21 protein-coding genes are annotated in these 23,785 nt (G+C 37.0%); 12 read left to right on the forward strand and 9 right to left on the reverse strand.

Translation table 11 applies throughout. The features are described from left to right. Position 1 precedes the first annotated feature (1 nt). The 11 genes from AC2A07_RS03555 (at position 2) to nhaA (ending at position 13,854) form a co-directional block, all read left to right on the forward strand. Positions 2–196 carry a hypothetical protein gene (locus tag AC2A07_RS03555; protein ID WP_314496113.1) on the forward strand — a complete coding sequence of 65 codons (195 nt, stop codon included), beginning with the start codon at positions 2–4 and terminating at the stop codon, positions 194–196. Continuing rightward, positions 189–2,870 carry an ATP-binding protein gene (locus AC2A07_RS03560; protein ID WP_484049397.1) on the forward strand — a complete coding sequence of 894 codons (2,682 nt, stop codon included), beginning with the start codon at positions 189–191 and terminating at the stop codon, positions 2,868–2,870. Before AC2A07_RS03555 ends, AC2A07_RS03560 begins: the two co-directional genes overlap by 8 nt. Before the next feature lie 318 nt (positions 2,871–3,188). After that, entirely contained in the window at positions 3,189–3,620 is a 432-nt protein-coding gene (gene tnpA / locus AC2A07_RS03565; protein WP_484049241.1) for an IS200/IS605 family transposase, read from the forward strand. A 79-nt stretch (positions 3,621–3,699) separates the two neighbouring features. Continuing rightward, on the forward strand, positions 3,700–4,065 hold the full coding sequence (locus AC2A07_RS03570; protein WP_484049242.1) for a response regulator transcription factor: 366 nt from the start codon (positions 3,700–3,702) through the stop codon (positions 4,063–4,065). A 99-nt stretch (positions 4,066–4,164) separates the two neighbouring features. Next, complete coding sequence (locus AC2A07_RS03575; protein WP_484049243.1) at positions 4,165–6,057, forward strand: AMP-binding protein; 1,893 nt, start codon at positions 4,165–4,167, stop codon at positions 6,055–6,057. Positions 6,058–6,227: 170 nt separating this feature from the next. Beyond that, positions 6,228–6,680, forward strand: coding sequence for a GNAT family N-acetyltransferase (locus AC2A07_RS03580; protein WP_484049244.1), 453 nt, complete (start codon positions 6,228–6,230; stop codon positions 6,678–6,680). Between the two features lie 154 nt (positions 6,681–6,834). Beyond that, positions 6,835–8,742, forward strand: a complete 1,908-nt coding sequence (gene acs, locus AC2A07_RS03585) for an acetate--CoA ligase (protein ID WP_484049245.1) — start codon at positions 6,835–6,837, stop codon at positions 8,740–8,742. Positions 8,743–9,307: 565 nt separating this feature from the next. Continuing rightward, positions 9,308–9,733 carry a DUF6438 domain-containing protein gene (locus tag AC2A07_RS03590; protein WP_484049246.1) on the forward strand — a complete coding sequence of 142 codons (426 nt, stop codon included), beginning with the start codon at positions 9,308–9,310 and terminating at the stop codon, positions 9,731–9,733. Between the two features lie 153 nt (positions 9,734–9,886). Next, positions 9,887–10,252, forward strand: coding sequence for a hypothetical protein (locus AC2A07_RS03595; protein ID WP_484049247.1), 366 nt, complete (start codon positions 9,887–9,889; stop codon positions 10,250–10,252). 120 nt (positions 10,253–10,372) lie between these two features. Next, positions 10,373–12,577, forward strand: a complete 2,205-nt coding sequence (locus AC2A07_RS03600) for a RelA/SpoT family protein (RefSeq protein ID WP_484049248.1) — start codon at positions 10,373–10,375, stop codon at positions 12,575–12,577. A 98-nt stretch (positions 12,578–12,675) separates the two neighbouring features. Then, the gene (gene nhaA, locus AC2A07_RS03605; RefSeq protein ID WP_484049249.1) at positions 12,676–13,854 is read left to right on the forward strand and encodes a Na+/H+ antiporter NhaA; all 1,179 of its coding nucleotides are present in this window, start codon (positions 12,676–12,678) and stop codon (positions 13,852–13,854) included. Here nhaA and AC2A07_RS03610 read toward each other — a convergent pair. The 3 genes from AC2A07_RS03610 to AC2A07_RS03620 form a co-directional block, all read right to left on the reverse strand. Then, positions 13,851–14,219, reverse strand: a complete 369-nt coding sequence (locus tag AC2A07_RS03610) for a hypothetical protein (RefSeq protein ID WP_484049250.1) — start codon at positions 14,217–14,219, stop codon at positions 13,851–13,853. The genes nhaA and AC2A07_RS03610 overlap by 4 nt on opposite strands. After that, positions 14,197–15,234 carry a YihY/virulence factor BrkB family protein gene (locus AC2A07_RS03615; RefSeq protein WP_484049251.1) on the reverse strand — a complete coding sequence of 346 codons (1,038 nt, stop codon included), beginning with the start codon at positions 15,232–15,234 and terminating at the stop codon, positions 14,197–14,199. Before AC2A07_RS03615 ends, AC2A07_RS03610 begins: the two co-directional genes overlap by 23 nt. 289 nt (positions 15,235–15,523) lie before the next feature. Then, positions 15,524–16,558, reverse strand: a complete 1,035-nt coding sequence (locus tag AC2A07_RS03620) for a DUF4421 family protein (RefSeq protein WP_484049252.1) — start codon at positions 16,556–16,558, stop codon at positions 15,524–15,526. Positions 16,559–16,649: 91 nt separating this feature from the next. Here AC2A07_RS03620 and AC2A07_RS03625 point away from each other — a divergent pair, with 91 nt between their 5' ends. Beyond that, on the forward strand, positions 16,650–17,123 hold the full coding sequence (locus AC2A07_RS03625; RefSeq protein WP_484049253.1) for a 23S rRNA (pseudouridine(1915)-N(3))-methyltransferase RlmH: 474 nt from the start codon (positions 16,650–16,652) through the stop codon (positions 17,121–17,123). A 14-nt stretch (positions 17,124–17,137) separates the two neighbouring features. Here AC2A07_RS03625 and AC2A07_RS03630 read toward each other — a convergent pair whose 3' ends face one another. The 6 genes from AC2A07_RS03630 to secD all read right to left on the reverse strand — a co-directional run bounded on the left by AC2A07_RS03630 (position 17,138) and on the right by secD (position 23,696). Then, positions 17,138–17,593 (reverse strand): tRNA (cytidine(34)-2'-O)-methyltransferase, encoded by a 456-nt coding sequence (locus AC2A07_RS03630; RefSeq protein WP_484049254.1) that lies wholly within the window; start codon positions 17,591–17,593, stop codon positions 17,138–17,140. Between the two features lie 30 nt (positions 17,594–17,623). Next, positions 17,624–18,439, reverse strand: a complete 816-nt coding sequence (locus AC2A07_RS03635) for a tetratricopeptide repeat protein (protein WP_314496160.1) — start codon at positions 18,437–18,439, stop codon at positions 17,624–17,626. A 2-nt stretch (positions 18,440–18,441) separates the two neighbouring features. Beyond that, a complete protein-coding gene (locus tag AC2A07_RS03640) occupies positions 18,442–19,002 on the reverse strand; it encodes a phosphatase PAP2 family protein (RefSeq protein WP_484049255.1) in 561 nt (186 codons plus the stop codon). Positions 19,003–19,004: 2 nt separating this feature from the next. Then, positions 19,005–19,337 carry a twin-arginine translocase TatA/TatE family subunit gene (locus AC2A07_RS03645; protein ID WP_314496166.1) on the reverse strand — a complete coding sequence of 111 codons (333 nt, stop codon included), beginning with the start codon at positions 19,335–19,337 and terminating at the stop codon, positions 19,005–19,007. Between the two features lie 61 nt (positions 19,338–19,398). Beyond that, the gene (locus AC2A07_RS03650; RefSeq protein WP_484049256.1) at positions 19,399–20,616 is read right to left on the reverse strand and encodes a TCR/Tet family MFS transporter; all 1,218 of its coding nucleotides are present in this window, start codon (positions 20,614–20,616) and stop codon (positions 19,399–19,401) included. 170 nt (positions 20,617–20,786) lie between these two features. Continuing rightward, positions 20,787–23,696: a protein translocase subunit SecD gene (gene secD, locus AC2A07_RS03655; protein ID WP_484049257.1), complete on the reverse strand. Its 2,910-nt coding sequence runs from the start codon at positions 23,694–23,696 to the stop codon at positions 20,787–20,789. Positions 23,697–23,785 lie beyond the last annotated feature (89 nt).

Here is a 23,785-nt window from a genome sequence, read left to right on the forward strand (position 1 = left end):
TATGAAAAAACGTCACGAACAAAAACTGATCATTCTGAGCGTAGGCCTCCTTATCGCTTTCAGCATTCCGGTTTCGCTGCTTTTCAACAGTGAAAAGGAAGTTTTTGGTTATCCGATGATTTTAATTTACCTGTTTGCTGTATGGATGATCTCTATCCTGATTTCCTTTGTAATCGTAAAAAAATATGATGAGTAGTTTCGCATTATTTATCGTTGTCCTTATTTACCTCGCCCTCTTATTCTTAGTTGCTCACCTGGCAGAGAAGAAAAAGAGCAAGATCTGGATCAATAATCCTTACATCTATGCATTATCCCTTGCCGTATACTGTACAGCATGGACCTACTATGGGAGTATCGGCGTGGCAGCAACGAGCGGACTCAACTACTTACCGATCTACATCGGTCCGATCATGGTCATTCCGGCCTGGATCTACATCAATACAAGAATCGTTAGAATATCGAGAGTCAATAAAATCAGCAGTCTGGCAGATTTTATTTCTTTGCGTTACGGCAACAGCAGAAGCTTCAGCGCGATCATCACTTTGGTTTGCCTTTTTGCAATTATTCCTTATATCGGATTACAGATCAAAGCGATTTCTGAAACTTTTCACCTGGTTACCGAAACAAAAGTTTCTCAAAATATCCTGACGGACAGCGCTACTTTTGTCGTGATTTTAATTGCTGTATTTTCTTCGTATTATGGCACCAGGTATGTCGATGCATCTGAAAAACGCCTGGGAATTATTTCAGCCATTGCTCTTGAAAGTTTCCTAAAGTTATTTTTCATCATTATTCTGGGATTCTTCGTAATCTTTTACGCCTTTGACGGATTTTCTGATCTTTATCAGAAAGCTGCCAAATTTCCGGATTTCAAGGCAAAAAATACATTCAACGGAGTTGAAGGCGCCATGAACTGGATGGTGCTCTGCATGATCTCAGGATCAGCCATCTGCATTCTTCCCCGACAGTTTCATACTGCCATTATTGAAAACAGGCAGGAGAAACATATCAAAACGGCGATCTGGTTTTTCCCGCTCTATCTTTTAATTTTTACTGTTTTCATCTTTCCGATTGCCTGGGGCGGAAGATTGATTTTCGCCGGACAGAACGTAAATCCTGAATTCTACTCTATCCTGATCCCTCAGTATTTTGACAATACGCTGATCACCGTTTTAGTATTTCTGGGAGGCCTGAGCTCATGTATATCAATGATTATCATATCAGCTATAACACTTTCCATTATGCTTTCAAATAACCTGATCATTCCCTACGGTTTGCTGGGGAAATTCAAAGCTGAAAATGAGATTCGGAATACCAGAAATATTACTAATATCCGTAAATTTTCGATTTTCGGATTAATTATCATGGCATTTGCGTTTTACAAATATTTTATACTGAAGACTTCTTTAGATTCAGTAGGATTAATTTCCTTTGTCATCATAGCCCAACTGGCACCCGCATTTTTCGGGGCAATATTCTGGAGAAGGGGCAGCTATAAGGGTGCAGTGACAGGATTGCTGGCAGGATTGATCATCTGTTACTTCGGATTGATTATTCCGCAGTATTATTTTTCCTATAATTCGGATTTAAAGGGTGTTTTGCGTGATATGTATGATGTTTTCGACTTTTTCAGTATTCCGTATCTCAGCAGAATTCCGGAAATTTTCTTTTGGTCTCTTTTAGTCAATACAGGTTTGTTTACGATACTGTCGGTCAGTATGAAAGGAAACTACAGGGAAAGAAATTTCGCTGAACTCTATGTTGACATAGATAAATATATTCAAAATCATGAAAATGCGTTTATCTGGAGAGGTACAGCCTATGTATCTGATATCCAAAATATTCTGGAACGGTTTTTAGGCAAAAAGAAAACCGTGCAGGCTATGCGGATTTTCAACATTAAATACAACATTGATTCACAGACCGAAACTGCAGATTCAAGATTTATCAAATTTTCAGAAAATCTCCTGGCAGGAAGAATAGGAACGGCTTCTGCGAAAATTCTTATTGAGGGCGTAACTAAAGAAGATAAAATATCTTTAAAAGAAGTTTTAAATATCCTGGAAGAATCCAAAGAAAATATTACGTTAAACAAAAAACTCACGGAGAAATCTGAAGAACTGAAACAGCTCTCCAATGACCTGAGTGCCGCAAACGAAAATTTAATTGTAAAGGACCGTCAGAAAGATGACTTTCTGGATTCTGTAGCGCATGAATTGAGAACTCCGATTACGGCAATTCGTTCCGCCGGAGAAATTCTGGCTGATGACGATGATATCCCCTTAGAGATCAAAAAGGAATTTCTAAATAACATTATCACTGAATCTGACCGTCTCAGTGAAATCATTAATGATATTTTATACCTGGATAAACTTCAGCATGGAGAAATTGCTTTAAACATTCAGGAAAATAACATTATTGAGACGTATAAAAAATCTTTAAACCCGATCCTGCATTTAATTCACCAGAAATCAATTCATGTGAGTGAAGTTGATCTGCTCAATCGTTATGTGTTTGAATACGACGAAGCGAGATTGATTCAGCTGTTTCAGAATATCCTGGGAAATGCATTAAAATTTACAGATGAACAGGGAACAATACAGACAAAATTTTCCGAAGCAGAAGATTTTTTAGTCATCAAAATCTTTAACACGGGAAAAAACATTCCTGAAGAGGATTTAGAAATGATTTTTGATAAATTTTACCAGTCTAAAAATCAAAATATCATCAAACCTACGGGGAGCGGACTTGGTCTTGCTATATCAAGGAGAATTGTTGAAGCGCATCATGGAACCATAAAGGCAGAAAACAGCGGACTCGGCGTAACCTTTACCATCATCCTGCCAAAGACAAAGACAGATAAAAGATGAGGTGATGATAGCATAGAACCCGAAGGGTTCAACAACAGTAACTAAAGGTAAAAACTTATGGAAGAAACATAACCCGCAGGGTTCAACAGCAGTAACTAAAGGTGAAAACCTGTAGAGGAACCCGAAGGAATCAACAACAGTAACAGTAACCGCAGATAAAACATCTCAGAGACACAAAACCCGAAGGGTTCAACAACAGTAACTAAAGGTGAAAACCTGTGGAGGAACCCGAAGGGTTCAACAGCAATAACCGAAGGTAAAACCTCTCGGAGACACAGAACCCGAAGGGTTCAACAACAGTAGATAAAAAAAACACAAATGGGAACATATCGACGAATATTTTATCATATCGTTTTCGGGACAAAATACAGAAAACCGACGATTAATGAAAAGAATGAATTAGAACTTTACAGATATATTTGGGGTATTTTAAACAATAAAAAATGTAAATTATACCGAATTAACGGAATGCCGGATCACATCCATATTTTATGCGATTTGCATCCAGGTGTAAATCTCAGCAGTCTGGTAAAAGACATTAAGGTTGCGAGCAATTTATGGATTAAAGGATCGGGATTATTTCCTGAATTTACCGGTTGGCAGGGAGGTTACGGAGCGTTTACCTGTTCATACCGAGAGAAAGAAATGATGATTAATTATATAAAAAAACAGAAACAACATCATAAGAATAAAAGCTACGAAAGAGAGTTCATGGAATTATTGAAAAAACATGGTTTAGAATCTAAATGAATTATAGAATGTCATCGTTTTATCTAAGGACAGTTGAAATTGAACCTTTGGGTTCTCTAAAATAAAAAAGGGAAAATAAATGAAAAAGATCTTAATTGCTGATGACGAACATAAAATATTAATGTCGCTGGAATACAGTTTCAGAAAAATTGGGTACGAAGTTTTTATTGCCAGGGATGGAACGGAGGTTTTGGAATTCCTGAAGACCCTGATTCCTGATGTTATTTTACTTGACATCATGATGCCGAATCTTGATGGTTACAGTACGCTGGAAGAAATTAAAAAAAATGAAGCACTCAGTGATACGAAAGTCCTTTTCCTGAGCGCTAAAAACAATCCGAAAGATATTGAAAAAGGGATGGATATGGGCGCTGATGCGTATGTGACAAAGCCTTATTCAATAAAAAAACTGATTTCTCAGATTGAAGAACTGCTTAATCATTAAACACAAATATTAATACGGATGTAAACGAATCAGTTGAAAGATCGGTGAAATTCGTAAAAAAATTACTTCAATGAGTGTTTAAAAACAAACACAACAATTATGAATACAGACGATTTATTTAGACAAAGCATAGAGGACAGAGAGCAGTTCTGGAAAGATCAGGCTCATGGAATTTCATGGTTTGAATTTCCGGATCAGATTATTTCAAAAGACGGTAACAGCTATAATCAATGGTTTAAGGATGGAAAATTAAACATGTCTTATCTGTGCGTTGACAAACATATTGAAGATGGTTTCGGGGAAGAAATTGCGGTCATTTATGATTCTCCGGTTACTGATCAGAAAATAAAATATACTTTTAATCAGGTAAAGGAAGAGATTTCAAAATTAGCGGGAGGTTTGGTTTCTTTGGGTCTGAAAAAAGGTGATACTGCAGTTATCTATATGCCAATGATTCCGCAGACGTTATTTTCGATGTTGGCATGTGCAAGGATTGGGGTAATTCACAATGTTGTTTTCGGTGGTTTTGCACCCCATGAACTGGTGGTGAGAATTGACGACTGTAAGCCGAAAGCATTGATCACAGCTACCGCCGGCATTGAAATTGCCAAAAGAATTCCTTATTTACCTTTAGTGGAAAAAGCAATTGAACTGGCGCAGGATAAAGTTGAAAATATTATTGTTTTCAACAGGAAATTAGCAGATAATCAGGACGAAATGTTTGCAGGCATTATTGATTATGAAGAACTGGTCGGGAAGTCAGAGCCTGCAGCATGTGTTTCGGTAGAGTCAAATCATCCATTGTACCTTCTTTACACTTCCGGAACAACTGGAAAGCCGAAAGGAATCACGAGGGATACAGGAGGTTATGCTACGGCACTGAAATTTTCAATGAAATATATTTATGGCATTGAGCCGGGCGAAACATTTTGGGCAGCTTCCGATTTTGGCTGGGCAGTTGGTCACAGTTACAGCGTTTACGGGCCTTTGCTTAATCGAAATACCACCATCATTTTTGAGGGAAAACCTATTATGACTCCTGATGCAGGAACTTTCTGGAGAATTATCTCGGAATATAAAGTATCTGCTATGTTTACAGCTCCTACAGCCATTCGCGCAATAAAAAAAGAGGATCCTGATGGAGAATTGGTAAAGCAATATGACTTAACAGGTTTTAAAAAACAGTTTTTGGCAGGCGAAAGGTGTGATGTGGCGACTTTAGACTGGTTTGAAAAGCACATCGGAGTTCCTGCTATTGATCATTGGTGGCAGACAGAATCAGGCTCACCGATGCTGGGTCTGATGACTTTCAATGATGATTATAGCATTAAGAGAGCTTCTGCGGGAAAACCGATTCCCGGTTACGATATTAAAATTTTTGATGAAAACGGTTACGAATTAAACGAACATAAAGAAGGATATTTAGTTATTAAACTTCCGCTTCCCCCGGGAGCGATGTTGGGAATCTGGAATGATTATGAACGTTTTGAGAAAAGCTATCTGTCACAATACAAAGGATATTATTTTTCGGGAGACGGGGCAATAAAAGATGAAGATGATTATATTTTCATCACGGGAAGGGTTGATGATGTCATCAATGTTGCAGGACACCGGCTCTCCACTTCAGAAATGGAAGAAATAGTCTCCTCTCATCCAGATGTTGCAGAATGCGCCGTGGTAGGAATTGATGATGACTTGCGCGGACAGGTTCCTTTTGCAACCGTTGTTTTAAAAAATGGTGCTGAAATTTCAGACACAGATATTGAAAAGGAAATCATTCTCAAAGTAAGGGAAAAAATCGGCGCTGTTGCATTTTTGAAATCTGTGATGGTGGTTAAAAGACTTCCAAAAACCCGTTCAGGAAAAATTTTAAGAAAACTCATCAGAACGATTATTGATGATAAGGAATTTCAGATTCCTTCGACGATTGATGATGAGAAAATTATCGATGAAATCAGAGAGAAAATTCATCAATACAAAAATCCTGATTAAACTTATTGGATTAGAGAAGGTTTTTCTTTTGTCTTGAAACACAAAAACTAAATTATAAACTTGGAAACTCGGCTAAATTGTAAATTGTTTTCTAAACGAATCTGTTCCCTACGTAAGTAAGATAACTCTTTTGAAGAGTACAAAAAACATGATAAAGTAAATGATATGTAATGACAGAAATTAGTCAGGTAAATGCCAATGAGCATGAAACGTTAACTGAAATTACCAAAAAGTCAAAGGCGTATTGGGGATATTCTGAAGAACAGATGAATAAATGGTCTGCTTTATTAACCGTCAGCTCAGATTATATTCAATTCAATCAAGTCTACAAACTATCGGTCAACGATTTAATCGTAGCCTATTATTCTTATTTTAATGTAGATGAACAGACTGTGAGACTTGATAACCTTTTTGTTTTGCCAGAAAATATCGGCAAAGGTTATGGTAAACTATTAATGATAGATTTCTTGTTAAAAATAAAACAGAGTAAAGCAAAAAGAATAATTCTGGATGCCGATCCGAACGCACAAAAATTTTATGAGAGTTTCGGATTTATAAAAGTAGGCCATGTCGAAACGTCAATTAAGGATAGATTCTTACCAGTTATGGAACTCAAATTATGATTTCTTAAATCGACCTTTACTGAATAAAATAGCTTTGCAAATGAAAATTATGCAGATTGATATAAATGAAATCTTAGCGAAACTGGCTTTAAAAACCAGCTGTTAATTCAAACATAAAAAATTAAATAATATAATAATTCTAAAAAGAAAAAGTATGAGAAATTACGTGATAGAAGATTTACCGCACTACTTTGAAGAGTACAAAAAATCAATTAAAAACCCTAAGAAATTCTGGGATAAGGTAGCTGACCAGAATTTCGTGTGGTATCAGAGATGGAGCAAGGTGGTAAAATACGATATGAATGAGGCAAAAATCACATGGTTTAAAGATGCTAAACTGAATATCACCAAAAACTGTCTCGACAGGCACTTATCCGTAAGAGGGGAAAAAACAGCTATTATCTGGGAACCTAACGATCCAAAAGAAGAAGCCCAGCACATTTCTTATAACGAATTATACGAAAGAGTCAATAAAACGGCCAATGTTCTCAAGGATATGGGCATCGAAAAAGGGGACAGAGTCTGTATTTATCTTCCAATGATCCCTGAACTGGCTGTAACGATGTTGGCCTGTGCAAAAATAGGGGCAGTTCATTCTGTTATTTTTGCCGGATTCTCAGCTTCAGCAGTCGTTTCAAGAGTAAATGACTGCGGGGCAAAAATGCTGATCACCTCCGATGGCAGTTACAGGGGAAATAAGGTTTTAGACCTGAAATCAATTATTGATGAAGCCCTGGAGAAATGTCCTACGATTGAGAAAACGCTGGTGGTAAAAAGAACCCACAACGAAGTAAAGATGAAAGAAGGCAGAGATTTCTGGATGCAGGATCTGTATGAGAATGCTTCTTCTGATTTTGTTACTATCATCATGGATGCCGAAGATCCGCTGTTTATTTTATACACTTCCGGATCTACAGGAAAGCCTAAGGGAATGCTTCATACTTCAGCAGGATATATGGTGTACTCCGCATACACATTCAAGAATGTTTTCAATTATCAGGAAAATGATATTTACTGGTGTACTGCAGATATCGGATGGATTACCGGACATTCTTATATTCTTTACGGACCGTTATTGAATGGTGCAACCACCGTTATTTTTGAAGGTGTTCCGACCTATCCGGAACCTGACAGATTCTGGGAGGTGATCGAAAAACATAAAGTCACGCAGTTTTATACCGCACCAACTGCCATCCGTTCTCTAGCCAAAGAAAGTGCAGAATGGGTTGACAAACATGATCTAAGTTCTTTAAGGGTGATCGGGTCCGTGGGGGAACCCATTAATGATGAAGCATGGCATTGGTTCAACGATCACGTGGGAAGAAAGAAATGTCCGATTGTGGATACTTGGTGGCAGACAGAGACCGGCGGAATTATGATCTCTCCTATTCCTTTTGTAACTCCGACAAAGCCCACCTATGCAACTCTTCCATTACCGGGAATCCAGCCGGTTTTAATGGATGACAAGCGCAATGAAATTACAGGAAATCAGGTGACCGGAAATCTGTGCATCCGTTTTCCATGGCCGGGAATTGCACGAACAATCTGGGGTGACCATCAAAGATATAAAGAAACCTATTTCTCGGCGTTCCCGGGAAAATACTTCACAGGTGACGGTGCTTTAAGAGACGAGGTTGGTTATTACAGAATTACAGGCCGTGTCGATGATGTGGTGATTGTTTCAGGGCATAACCTGGGGACAGCACCTATAGAGGACAGCATCAATGAACATCCGGCAGTGGCAGAATCTGCGATTGTAGGTTTTCCTCATGATATCAAGGGAAGTGCTTTGTATGGTTTTGTTATTTTAAAAGATTCAGGATCAGACAGAAAGCAGGAAAATCTTGTTAAGGAAATCAATCAGTTGATTTCAGATCAGATCGGACCGATTGCTAAACTTGATAAGATACAATTCGTTTCCGGACTTCCTAAAACACGCTCAGGAAAAATTATGCGTAGAATTTTAAGAAAAATAGCAGAAGGTGACTTTTCTAATTTCGGAGATACTTCTACCCTGCTGAATCCTGAAATTGTAGAGGAAATTAAAAATGAGAGAATTTAATTTTATTAAATATAGAGCCTGTTTACATTCAAACAGGCTCTTTTACTACCCAAAATCATAATCATGAAGTTTATGTATCTCCTAACAGTACTAATTTTCCTGCAGTCCTGTGAGAAAAAAAAACTTAGTGAGAATGAAATTTTTAGCAAAAATCCATTCGCAGGAAAAATACAAAGACCTTCAGTTTAAAACAGATTTTACTTAGGGTTATGATTTCATTGATTCTATAAAAACTTTTAAAGAAACAGTCAGGAGAGAAAATTTCAAACCCATTTACGAAGCTGATTTTAATAATGACGGCAAGTTGGATTACTTAGTCAATCTTCGATATGCTGAAACTGAAAAAGATGATATTATAAAAGTTTTTTTTGATGAGGACTTCTTTCACAATTTCTTACTGTTAAGCAGCACAGAAGATTATCAGCTGTTAAATCTGGGGAAAGGAAGGGTTTATGACATTGTAGGTGCGAAAATAATATCTCACAAAAATAAAAATCTAATTCAGTTATTAAGCTTTAAAACATCTATTGTAAATAAAGATGATATTTTGAAATCTGACACTTTAATGATTAAAGACAATCAACTGACCGAGTTTACAGAACCGACAAATCAACATAAAATTGAAAAGATAATTTTCACTCAAATTGGAGGCTATGCGCCGGGAACAGAATATCGGCTGACAATAAAAAGGGATTCAATTATTCTTCAGTCAGATTATTTTAAAAAATTAATGGGAACCTATTTTGGAATTACCGATTCAAGCTTTGAACATTTATCACACTATCTCAATGATATAAATTTTAATAAGCTACAAGATCACTTTAGCACTGAATGTAATGACTGTCCCGCTATCCAAACTCAAATTATTTTTAATAATGGTAAGGCCAAGACAATTCATGACTATGGAGAAAGAGGAACATTAAGTCTTGTAAAGTTCTATGAAATGATTGATTATTTAACGGACCATCAACAATGGTGTAAAATAAAGTAAAAAGCAGTTAAAAAATAATTTCTAAAAAAAAATAGACAGTTTCTTAATTTTCATTAATTATTTATAGATAAAATAAAACATTTGCATTTTTATTAAATTTTTATCAATATTATAAAATTTTGTTTTAACTTTAAATACCAAAACAAAATTATCATGTCAAGCATATTAGCAGGAATATTCGAACGCCACAGTGACTATAAGAGACTTGAACAGGAACTTGAAAGTTTCGGATTTAAAGACTCTGATTATATCGTATACTTAACGGATGATCATCATCACTCAAAGTACATGGCAAGTGTAGAAGTTAAAGACAGCGAACAAAACAGGGCGGCACAGAATATATTTATTGAGAATTCTGTTGTCAAAACCTATGTTTTTGAAAATATGACGATTGATCAGGCATCCTACAGTACGGTCAAAAAATACATCGAAGCAAGAAATAAAGCTGAAATTCACAGCAGTCCCGATGTAAGAATTAAGATGCAGCATGACGGAATAAATTCTGAAGTGAAATCCTAAACAAACAACAAAAAACTTATAGCCGAATCCGCAGAATTTATTTCTGCGGATTTTTAATTTTTAGCATTGAAAAATAGCTTTATTTTTCGTATTTTCGTTTAAACAAAGCCTTTTACGCGAATGAGTTACGACTTGGAACAAGAAAATAAAGAAATCTTAGCGAGGTATAAAGACCTGATTTCTAACACCTACAGAACTTTGGATGAAGAGAATAACAAACTCATCCGAAAGGCTTTTGATATTGCATTAGATGCACACAAAGACCAGAGAAGAAAGACCGGTGAACCTTATATCTACCATCCCATTGCTGTTGCTAAAATTGTTGCGACAGAAATTGGCTTGGGAGCAACGTCTATTGCATGCGCACTGCTTCATGATGTGATTGAAGATTCTGACTACAGCTATGAGGATCTGAAGAAAATTTTTGGAGAAAAAATTGCCGAAATTGTGAACGGACTGACGAAAATATCGATCATGAATCATCAGAACATTTCTGTACAGTCTGAAAATTACAGAAAACTGCTGCTGACGCTTTCAGAAGATTTTCGTGTTATTCTGATTAAAATTGCCGACCGTCTTCATAACATGAGGACTTTGGAAAGTATGGCTCCTGACAAGCAGAAAAAAATAGCTTCTGAGACTGTCTATATATATGCTCCTATGGCTCACCGTTTGGGCCTATACAATATTAAATCTGAACTGGAAGACCTCTCACTGAAATATAATAATCCGGAGGTTTTTAATGAAATCACTCAGAAACTCGAGCTCGCCAAAGAAAACAGGGAACGTTACATAGAGGAATTTAAAACAGAGGTTTCAGAAAGATTAACCGATGAAGGTCTTAACGTAACCATCAAAGGCCGTGCAAAAGCAATCTCCTCTATTTACAGGAAAATGCTGAAGCAGGGCGTTACCTTTGAAGAGGTTTTTGATAATTATGCCATCAGAATTATTTATAAATCTGACGCTAAAAACGAAAAGTTCCTGGCCTGGAAGATCTATTCGATTGTAACCGATGTATATCACAGTAACCCGTCCAGAATGCGTGACTGGATCACACAGCCCCGTTCTACAGGTTATGAAAGTCTTCATCTTACTGTTTTAGGTCCCGATAAAAAATGGATTGAAGTCCAGATCCGCTCTGACAGAATGGATGACATTGCTGAAAAAGGTGTTGCTGCTCACTACAAATATAAAGAAGGATATAAGCAGAGCAGCGATGACAGGAATTTTGAAAAATGGGTAACTGAAATCCGTGATGTTCTTGAGCAGCAGCAGAATCTTACCACTTCTGAACTTTTAGATAACATCAAGCTCAATTTATATTCAAAAGAAGTTTTTGTCTTTACTCCAAAAGGTGAGATTAAAATCCTTCCCACCAATGCAACAGCTTTGGATTTCGCATTTTCTGTACACTCCGATTTGGGAATGAAATGTCTGGGAGCAAAAATCAACGGAAAACTGGTTCCGATATCATATGTTCTCCAGAATGGTGATCAGGTAGATATCCTGTCTTCCCAGAATCAAAAACCGAAATTTGACTGGCTTGATTTTGTAGTGACTTCAAAAGCCAAATCAAAGATAAAAGGCTACCTTAATTCCGAGAAAAACTCCCTGGTTGATGAAGGAAAGGAGATCCTGCGAAGAAAACTGAGACATGCAAAAATCAACTTTAATGATGAGGAGATTAATAAACTTCAAAAGTTTTTCAATCTGAAGACCTCTCAGGAATTATTTTTAAAATTCCAGACGAATGAGCTGGATGTAAGCAGCTTAAGAAAATACATTGAGAGTAAAAATGTATTTAACAATTTAATTTCAAGATTCAAACGTAGCTCCAATAAAAATCAGCATTATGTAGAGCCTAAAGAAATCAATCTTGACATGATTGTTTTCGGAAAAGATGAGGAAAAGCTCAATTACAGCTACGCGAAATGCTGTACCGTAATTCCCGGCGATAAAATTTTCGGTTTCATTACTATTTCAGAAGGAATAAAAGTACACAGTGACAGCTGTCCCAATGCAATTAATCTCAGGGCACAGTATGATTACCGTGTAATTCCTGCAAAATGGGTTAATGAAGAAAGCTTTAAAAACCGTATTAAAATAGAAATCGAAGGCCTTGACAGAATGGGTATGATCAACGATATTACAACAGTGATCAGTGGAGCCATGGGAATGGATATGAAAAGCATGTCGATTGAATCTAATGATGGTGTTTTTACAGGGAACATCAACCTTGAGGTCAAAAACAGAAGCCAGCTTGATGAAACTTTTAAGAAATTGAAAGACATTAACGGCGTTTCCAAGGTTATCAGGATTTAAGCATAAAATCAAATTATTACACTGGAAGCCACAACACAGGAAATCAAATACTTTTCCCGGCTATCCGGGATGATTTTAACTTATAAAGGAAACTACATTTGAGATTAAGCATTTACTTTAAGAAGTTTTTCGAAAGCAGTCAGTCATCAGGAATCATATTGATCTTTTGCGTTGCCATGGCTTTGGGAATTGCCAACTCTTCTCTGGCTGAAAACTTTCAGAACTTTTTAGATAAAGAAATCGGAATTAATATTTTCCACCTGAAATATCCTGTCAGTATCTGGATCAATGATGGACTAATGGCAGTCTTTTTTCTCCTGGTAGGTCTTGAGATCAAGAGAGAAGTTGTGGAAGGCGAACTTTCCTCATTTAAAAATGCTTCGCTGCCTATATTTGCAGCGGTCGGCGGAATGCTGGTTCCGGCACTTATCTATACGGTATTCAATTATGGGACAGAATACGGAAGCGGATGGGGAATTCCTATGGCTACAGATATTGCTTTTTCTCTGGCAATCATCTCAATGCTCGGGAAAAAAGTTCCCAATTCGATTAAGATATTTTTAGCTGCATTAGCAATAGTAGATGACCTTGGAGCAATTCTGGTAATTGCCGTATTTTATACCGAGCAGATCCACTGGATGTATATTCTGCTCTCATTAGGAATTGCGGTTTTCCTTTTCCTGATGAATTATCTAAAAGTTAAGAAGATCTTTTTTTATATTATTCCAGGATTCTTCCTTTGGTATTTTTTGCATCATTCCGGTATTCATGCGACTATTGCCGGCGTAGTTCTCGCCTTTTCCATACCTACCAATATCTCTGAAACTGAAATTTCTCCTTTAGAAAAACTGGAGCACCAGCTTCATTTTCCGGTAGGCTTCTTAATTATGCCAATTTTTGCATTGACCAATACCAATATCACTTTTACCAATGGAATGGTCGATGGTTTATTCAGTGGGTTGGGATTAGGAATTTTATGCGGATTGGTTTTGGGAAAGTTGATTGGAATCAATCTTTTTTCATGGATCGCTGTTCAGACTAAAATCAGTTCGCTTCCTCAAAATGCTTCATGGAAACAAATGACAGGCGTAGGACTGTTAGCAGGAATAGGCTTTACGATGTCTATTTTTATTGCCCTCCTTTCATTTAAGGAGCAAATTCAGATTCAGGATGAGGCAAAATTTGCCATTCTCATTGCATCATTTATTGCAGGAATTTCAGGTTATGTTATTTTAAATATAAGTTTTTCTAAAGCTGAGGAAATTCAGAAAAATTAATTTTTAACAACGCTCCACATACCTTTAGAATTTCCCATTTCCCAGGTACCCTTTTTTGAATTAAGATTCCCTGTCAGCATAAAACCGAAAGGAGCTTTATTTGTTGTATTGAAAGATGAATTAATCAGTCCTGTGTAATAGGTTTCGTTGGAACCTGGAATACTTCTGATCACTTCTACTCCACCTTTATCTCCGACATTGATTAGTAAAGTCCCTTCTGAATCACCTGTGTAACTGTCTGTGTACGTTCCTCTGAATGGACTGAATGAGTTTTTTTCCTTTTCGTTTTCGTAAATCTGATCACAGGACTGAAAACTGAAAACAGTACAAAATATGGCAACATTAATGATCAGAATCTTCATCATTGTTTTTCTTTTTTTCTGTTATATTACTTCGGGTATGTTCTTCATCACCTGACAAATTGGGCTCTTTATTTTTCGACTTGTAATGTGCTGCCTCTTTTTTAATCTCGTCTGCCAGAATTTTTTCTACCCTTAGTTTTCGCAGAGCCATATTAAGTTCGTTTCCAAAAAGCAGGAGGTAGACATTCACATTGACCCAGATCATGAGTAAAATCATACTTCCGATCGATCCGTATAATACGTTGTACCGCGCCACATTCTTCACATATAAGGTAAAAAGATACGTCGTGAGAATAAAAAGAACTGTTGTGAGAATCGCACCGGGAACCGCCTGTCTGAACCGTATTATTTTAACCGTTCCCAACCAGTAAAACATGGCTAGAAGCAGGAAAAAAAACAGAGGAAACGATACAAAACCAATGATCTTGGAAAGGTTATTAACAAGCCATGAAATGTTATAAGTCGGTGTAAAAAGCTTGAGAACTACCTCTGCATAATAAACTCCGAAAAGCGCCAAAAACACGATAGTAACAAAACCGATGGTGATAAAAAAAGAAAGAATAAATTCTTTTACATCGGGAAGTTTTTCTTTTGAATTTTCATTAAATCCATTGATAATGGAAAATGTTCCATTCGTTGCAAAGACAAGTGCAATGAGAATGGTCAGATTACTGATCCCTTTCATATTGGGAATAATGTTATTTTCAATGTATCCCCTGACGTCACCTTCGATATTGGATGGGAAAATATTATGCATCAATACTTCAAAAATGTAAAACTGAAGCTTATCATAGTGTGGCATGTAGGGAATAACCGAAAGCAAAAAAAGGATAAAAGGAAAAAGGCTCAGTGTAAAACTCCATGAGATTGCCGCTGCTTTTTTTCCGATCTTACCCTTAAAGACCCCTGCAAAATAGATTTGAAACAACTGCCAAAGTGAGATTCCCAGTAAAGGAATATGTATATTATCTAAAAAATCTTGAACTTTCAAAAGAAAACCCGGAACTTTTACTGCCATCTTTTATTAAAAAAAACATTAATTACAGCAAAGATAGGAAAAACAGCTAAGAGGGTTATGAATAATGGTTTTTGCTATTCGTGAAAATAATAACAATACGTTATTAACTGAAGACTCAAGTATTACTGCCAAATGTATACTCCCGTGATCAAAAACAACTAAGATCTGTATCTGTGACCTGGTTCTTGCTTATCTCGAAACTATGTGTAGTTCAGAGACCTTTTTTAAAATACAACATTCATTCTTTTCCTGAGAATTTATTTGTGTCTTCACGACAGGTCGCTGTCTCTTATTTTAAAATCTGGTCAATCCTGTCAAACTGTTGATTGACAAATTTTGGGGAATTTATTCTAAAACCCAGTCCGAAACGAAATAACCAGTTGCTTGTTGAGTAAAAATCCTCGTTGTTGCTGTTGATCCAGTTGAACTGTGCTCCACCGCCAAAAAACCATTTTCCATTATCAAAACCAATTCTGGAGTAAGAATTTAATCCATAATTAAACTCCTTACGATTCTCATCAATCAGATGACCGTAATGGATCTGTGGGTACATCTCTACAATAGCATACCAGTTTTTACCAATAATGCGCTGTACTCCGCCGCCTGTTTTTAAAGTAATCCTGACATCCTTTGTCAACGAACCGTCTTCAGATGCATCTGAAATTTCAATGCCCTTATATTTCACCTGGTCAGTATCACTCATAATATTATACTGATACACCAGACCTGTAAGAAAAACGAAATCATTTTTTGCCGGTTTATAGGTCATATTGGTATACGTTCTGTAATTTTCTTTTTTTCCAAACCAGAGATAACTGGTTTCCCCTTTAAATGACCGGTATTTAGCATCCGGAAACTGCATGAAATCACTGCTTAAGGTTCCGGTAAGTTCATTATTATTTAAAACTGCTTCAAAAAAACGTTTGGTATCTTCTAAATAAAGCCCCTTTACCTGATTATAGCTTACATACTGTCTGAGCTTAGGACTCAGAAAAAATGCAAACCCCAGATTAAGATATCTCGTTTTGCCTTTCAAATCATCGTCATCATTGATCCTTACAAATTTTGGTGCAAAAGAAATGCTCCCATCCAACCACCTGTATCTCAGGAAAAATTCTGTATAGAAAGAATCATTGGGTTTGAGGAAAAAAGTCTGACCTTCATAATACAGCCCAAAAGAATTATTAATATAGCTCACGCCACCAACGAGTGAAATTTTATTGTGGTCTTCGGGATACTTTTTCTTATCAGAAGGACTGGCTTCCTGGCAGAAACCTATTCCCGAAAAACTTAAAAACAACAATGAGATAAAGGACTGTTTCATCTTGCCCGTACTGGTACTGTAAAAATACAGATTTTATAACAATTCTTAATTTTAATTATAAGTATCTTTGGTCTTTCTTTTATAACTTAAAATGCGCATCAATCTACTTTGTATCGGGAAAACAGATGATAAGGAAATCAATTCTCTGATCAGCTACTATCTTACCAGGCTTCCTAAACACTGGAATTTTGAAATCATAGAAATTCCGGATGTAAAGAACGCAAAGAATCTTTCCTCTGACCTCCTGAAAAAAGAAGAGGCCAGATTATTTCAAAATTACATCGACAAAAACGATTGGGTCGCTATTTTAGATGAAAAAGGAAAACAGTTTACCAGCCGTGAATTTTCTCTGAAAATCGATAACTGGATGAACTCTTCTGTAAAAAAAATTCATATCCTCATTGGTGGTGCCTATGGTTTTTCAGATGAAATTTATGATAGGGCTAACGAAAAAATGTCACTTTCTAAAATGACATTTACGCACCAGATGATCCGGTTATTTATCGTTGAACAGTTATATCGTGCAGATCAGATTCTACAGGGAAAACCGTATCACAATGACTGATCTTCCTGTAAAAACTAAATTTTTAGGTTAATCTGTCTTTTTGCTTCCCCAACTACGAAAGCAACTGAGTTGGCAATATTAAAACTCCTGATCAGTTTAGACATAGGAATAGTTAGATGATTTTCAAAAAGAGTTAAAACATCTTTGCTGAGACCTACACTCTCTTTTCCAAAAACCAACCAATCGCCATCTTTAAAATCAATATCCAGATATGATTTTTCAGCATGAGAACTCATGAGAAAAACTCTTGAGGTATCCGGAATTACCTTCATCCATTCTTCAACACTGGCATATTCTGAAACATCCAGATGCACCCAGTAATCCAGACCTGAACGTCTGAGGTTTTTATCATCAATCAAAAAACCCAGAGGATGAATGAGATGCAGCCGGCTTTCTGTTCCTACGCACAATCTTCCGATATTGCCTGTGTTATTTGGTATTTCCGGTTCTACAAGAACGATGTTTAACATGAAAATTTATAATTTTTTAGAGAATAAGCGTTATTTTTTGATGCATTTGGCATACTGTTCTGTTAATGCTGCTTTTTCATAGCCTGTAGCAACCGCTTTATCAAGACTTGCGCAAGCCTCTTTATCTTTTGCGGTATCAAATAAAATCATAGCTTTAGTGACATAAGACTGCGAGAACTTAGGATCGATTGAGATGGCTTTATTGACATCTGCCAATGCTTCTTTGCTTTTTTTAAGCTTTAAATAGACATCAGCCCTGCCATTATACAGTAGAGATTCCGGTTTTTCTGCAAGCAGTTTGTTATAATCATTTAACGCTCCCTCAAGATCACCGTTTCTCTTCTTGAGATTGGCCAGACCTGTTCTTGCAAAAATATTGTCGGGTGCAAAAGTCATGATCTGCTTAAGATCTTTTTCTGCCAGATCCTTTTTGTTTAGATTTTCATATACTTTTGCGCGGGTAAGATACATTTCAGCATTCTCAGGATCAATCTGCAGGCCTTTATTAAGATAATCCAAAGCTTTAGTCCTGCTCCCTTTCTGATTATGTAATGAACCTAAATTAGCATACACAGCAGTAGACATCGGGTTTGACTTTAAAGCAGATTCGTAAGATTTGAATGATGCCGGAATTTTTCCTAAACGTCTCTGTGCTGTCCCTAAATGATTGTAATATTCAGATTGAAATTTCTGGATCTGTTCTTTTTCTGCCAATTTTGTATATTGCTCTTCGGCACATTTGTAATCAGCTTTCTGCATGCACTGTTCAGCAGTTTTTTTATCCTGAGCGGATATGAACTGAAGCGATGAAAACGCTAAAGTAATAACGAGTAGATGTTTTTTCATGTTTATATAGTTTGTCTGTTGATGACTTTTTTTGCAAGCACAGAAAATACGGCTCCCAATAAAATTCCAACAAACGCCCCCACCAAAATATCTATCGGGAAATGCACTCCTAAATAAATGCGGCTGTATGCTACCACTGCAGCCCACACAAATATAACATAAGGAAACCACTTCAGCTTATCTTTTAAAAGAAAACTCAGATAACTTGCTAAAAAAAAAGTATTTGAAGCATGTGCTGAGTAAAAACCGAACTTTCCGCCACATTTTACAATTCGCATGTAAGACTGCAGGCTCGGATCGTGACATGGTCTTAATCTGGCCACCCCATATTTGAAAATTCCGGATACCTGATCAGAGATCGTAACACCAATGGCAACAAATAAAAGAATGTACAGTAAAGATTTAAGCTTAAAGTTTTTATACAGGAAATAACAGAAAATAATATAAAGCGGTATCCAGATCCATGTTCCGGAGATCATCAGCCAAAACTGGTCAAATGGCGTATCTCCCAAATTATTAAGATAGAGAAATGCCTTCTTGTCTTCCAGAATGATCTCTTCCATGATTACCTGCTTACCGGACCTTCGTATGAATCGTCATCAGAAGGTTTTAATTTAGGTTTTTCATCAACTGAGGGTTGTCCTGTAATATCATTCTGAATATTTTTTGCAGGATCAAAATCTTTGGCAGCATCTTTTACCTTTTCTATCTCACGTTTTATCTCAGAAACAGGATTATCTGTTTCTTTCATAATTTCGGTTTTGATATCTTCTACTGCTCCCCGCATTTTTCTTACCCCGGATCCAAGATCCCGGGCAATCTGAGGCAGCTTATCCGGTCCGAATAAAACTACAATCGCAATGGCGATCAAAGCCATTTCTCCAATGCTTAATTCCATAGTGCTAAATTACAAAAGATTATATACAAATAATGTTATGGATCCTAATTTTAAACAAATTTTAAGATTTCTTTTTCTGAAAAGCATAATAAGTGACTGCTACACTGACAGCCATCAATATAAAAGCCAAAAAGAATGGTGCACCTGAAAATTTAAAAGGTGCCTCATCATGCGTAAAGAAATAAAATAAATTGGTCATGACCGGCGGGCCGATAATCGAAGTAGCACTCATTAAACTCGTCAGAGCTCCCTGCAGTTCGCCCTGCTCATTTGCAGGAACACTTTTGGTAATAACAGACTGTAAAGCAGGTCCGCAGATTCCGCCCAGACAGTAAGGTACCAGAAATACAAACATCATCCATCCCTCAGTGGCAAATGAGAACAGCAACAATCCTACTGCATATAAAGCAAGACCATAGTAAATACTTTTCTGTTCGCCTAATTTCGGAGTTGTCCAACGGATCAGAACGCCCTGCACCAATCCGACTAAAAGTCCGACAACACCAAGTGAAATCCCCACCATTCTTTCTGTCCAGTCAAACTCATACATGGTGAAGAAACTCCAGTTGCTCTGAACAGCGTGACCGGCAATATAAATTAAAATCAATGCTACAATCAACCCTGAAATTTCAGGATGTTTGCCCAAAAACTTAAATGAACCAATCGGATTTGCTCTTTTCCAGCTGAATTCTCTTCTTTTATCCTGATCTAAGCTTTCAGGAAGAATGAAATAACCGTATAAGAAATTGAGCAGGCATAATACCGCTGCAGCATAAAAAGGAACGCGTGCCCCATAATGTCCAAGCAAACCGCCGATCACAGGGCCGATGATAAACCCAAGACCAAAGGCTGCACCGATCAATCCGAAATTTTTAGCCCGGTCTTCATCTGTGGAAATATCAGCGATATATGCGCTTGCAGTTGTCACACTGGCGCCGGTAATTCCTGCAATGATCCTTCCTGCAAAAAGCCAGATGATCGTTGGTGATAAAGCTAATAAAATATAGTCAATTGCGAAACCAAAAAGTGAGATCAGGATAATCGGTCTTCTCCCGAATTTGTCACTCAGATTTCCTACAATTGGCGAAAACAGAAACTGGGTAAATGCATAAGCAAAACCAAGCCAGCCACCATATTTGGCAGCCTCACTGATGTCTGCATGAATCAGTTCTTTGATCAATGCAGGAACTACAGGAATGATAATTCCCCACCCTGTAATATCAATCAGCAGGGTGATGAAAATAAAGCTCATTGCCGCTTTCTTTTTCGACTTTTCCATAATGGTGCAAAAGTAAGCAAATATTGGGAAAACAAAAGATTTGAAAATTCAATGTTAAAAATTTAATATTCAGAAGCCAATCAATAAAGCATTGCAGATCCATGAAGAATTTTTGAAACGAAAAAGAGCCTTTCGGATGAAAGGCTCTTTTATATTTAATGTAGTTTATTTTATTTAGAAGCAAGAAGCTCTTTTTCAGAAGTGGTCTTACCGTGAACGCCTTCTTCTTTTCCTGATTTAAGGAAATCGTAGGCTATTGCCGAAGCAATAAATATGGATGAATACGTACCGAAACCGATACCGATCAACATTGCAAACATAAATCCTCGAAGGTTATCACCACCAAAGATGAATATCGCCAGGATAACTAGAATTGTCGTGAATGAAGTGTTGAAGGTTCTTCCTAACGTACTTGAGATGGAATCATCAAATAATCCTGCCAAAGTAAGCGCTTTCTTCTCTCTCAGATACTCCCTGATCCTGTCGAAGATAATAACGGTATCATTAATGGAGTAACCCAAAACCGTTAAAATCGCTGCAACAAAATCCTGATTGATCTCCATGTTGAATGGCATATATTTATGAAGCAGTGAATAAGCCCCTAAAATAATGACTGCATCATGGAACAATGCCACTACGGCACCTAATGAAAACTGCCATTTTCTGAATCTTACCAAAATATAGATAAAAATACCTGCCAGAGCTGCTACAACAGCAAGAATACCGTGTGTTTTAATATCATCAGCAACAGTAGGCCCTACTTTCTCAGAAGAAACAATACCTGCATGGTCTTTGTCAGCAGCTTTAAAATCTTTTAAGCTGATATTAGACGGTAAGCTTGTTTTTAAACCTTCATACAGTTTCTGCTCAACAGTCTGGTCAGCTTTCAGAGACTCATCATCAATTAAATAATCTGTAGAGATTTTCAGCTGATTGTCATTTCCGAAAGTTTTAGCCTCAACTGAAGAATTTTTACCGTCTGTAGTAGCAAATACTTTAATCAGGTTCTGCTCAATATCTTCAGCATTAACATCTTTATCAAATCTTACCACGTAGTTTCTACCTCCTGTAAAATCAATTCCGTATTTGAATCCGTGGATAGCAATAGACGCAACACAGACAACTGTTAAAACAGCAGAAACGATGTATGCATATTTTCTTTTCCCGATAAAATCGATCCATGTATTTCTAAACAGGTTTTTAGTTGGAGCCGTCCATACCGATAAATGCTTACCTTTATTTAATCTACTGAAAATCATTACTCTTGAAAGCAATACGGAAGTAAAGAATGTCATTAAGATACCAATTCCCAAGGTTAAAGCAAATCCTTTGATAGGACCCGTTCCGAATAAGAATAATACCCCTGCAGTCAGTAATGTTGTCAAGTGACCATCGACGATCGCACTTAATGCATGTTTGAAACCATCTTTATATGCTTCAAGAATACTTTTCCCTGCGAATAATTCCTCTTTTGTTCTCTCGTAAATAATTACGTTCGTATCTACTGCCATAGCCATCGTAAGAACGATACCTGCAATACCTGGAAGCGTAAGTGTAGCATCTGCGGAATCCATAATTCCGAAAATGTAGAATAAGTTAATAATCATTGCAATTACAGCGTAAACTCCTGCTCCACCGTAATAGAAAATGATATAGGCGATGATGATCAGGAAAGCAATACCAAATGAAAGCATCCCTGCGTCAATAGACTCCTGTCCTAAAGAAGGACCAACCTGAGTCGCCTGAACAACTTTTGCTCCTGCCGGCAATTTCCCCGCTCCCAAAACGTCAACCAATTCTTTAGCTTCTTCCTGAGAGAAGTTACCTGAGATCTGAGTTCTTCCGTTTGGAATGGCATTGACAACATTTGGTGCTGTATAGACTCTGTTATCTAAAGTTACGGCAACCGGTCTTCCAACATTCTTCTCTGTCAGGGTCTTCCAGTCTTTAGCACCTTTAGAATCCATCTGCATATCTACCACTACTCTGCTCAGTTCATCATATCCGATGCTTGCAGTTTCAACAGCACCGTCTACCGGAGCTTTCTGATTGATATTTCCTTTTACAGCATATAATACCAGACTGTTTGCATCTGTAGATTCAGGCTTATATCCCCACATAAACTGGGTATATTTGATATTTGCAGGACGTAATGATTTTGCAATTTTGCTGTTTAATATCTTATTAACTTTCGCCGTATCAGATAATTTCACGCTTGCAACTCCATTGGTTCTTAATTTATCAAGCTGAAGAAGATTCATGAAATTAATATTCTTTGCAACTCCAATCGAATCTCCTTTCGTAGAAACAGCAGTTGTAAGAGTCTGGAAATATGAAGCCACTTCGGGAATTTGCTGTACTTCCCAGAACTGCAGTTTTGCAGAAGTCTGAAGCATTTTTTTCACCTTGTCAATGTCTTTCATTCCAGGCATCTCCACAGAAATTCTTGCGGTACCCGGAACTCTCTGAACATTCGGCTGCACAGCTCCCATCTTATCAATTCTCGTTCTGATCACTTCAAAAGCAGTCCCTACAGAAAGGTCAATTCTTCTTTTGACAATGCTCTGTACCTGCTCATCTGTCGTGTTGAATTTAATCTCAGAAAGATTGGTATTTCCGAAAATTTCCGGATCTGCAAGTTTCAGGTTAGCACCTCTCGCTTTGTTAACAGCATCAAATTCAACAAAGAAATTGTCGATATAAGATTTTGTAGAATTTTTCTGAACCTCATCAGTTTTGTTTAGAGCTTCAATCAAAACAGGGTTGGTTGAATAATTGGTTAAATCATTCACCAAATCTCTTTGGTTAATCTCCAAAAGAACGTTAATTCCACCTTTAAGGTCAAGACCGAGCTTCATCTCTTTGTCTTTCGCTTTCGTGTAATAAAGTTCTGTAAAACCTAGATTCAGTGTATCCTTAGAAAGTCTTGCGATTTCTTTCTGATACTTTTCCGGATTGTCTCCTGCAATAGCAGTTGCCTGCCTTTCAATTTTGCCGGCGTACCATGTTGGTAATAGCTCATTTAAGCAAATTAACCCTAGTACAATAGCAACAATTGTAATAAGTCCTTTTCCTTGCATTTTGTTATAACTACGTTAAATTAAGTCGGCAAATATAATGATTTTATTGATATTTTATGAATTTTTAAGAGCAGAAATGGTTTATTTTC

The sequence above is a fragment of the Chryseobacterium sp. HNCC26DJ238 genome (assembly GCF_057180465.1).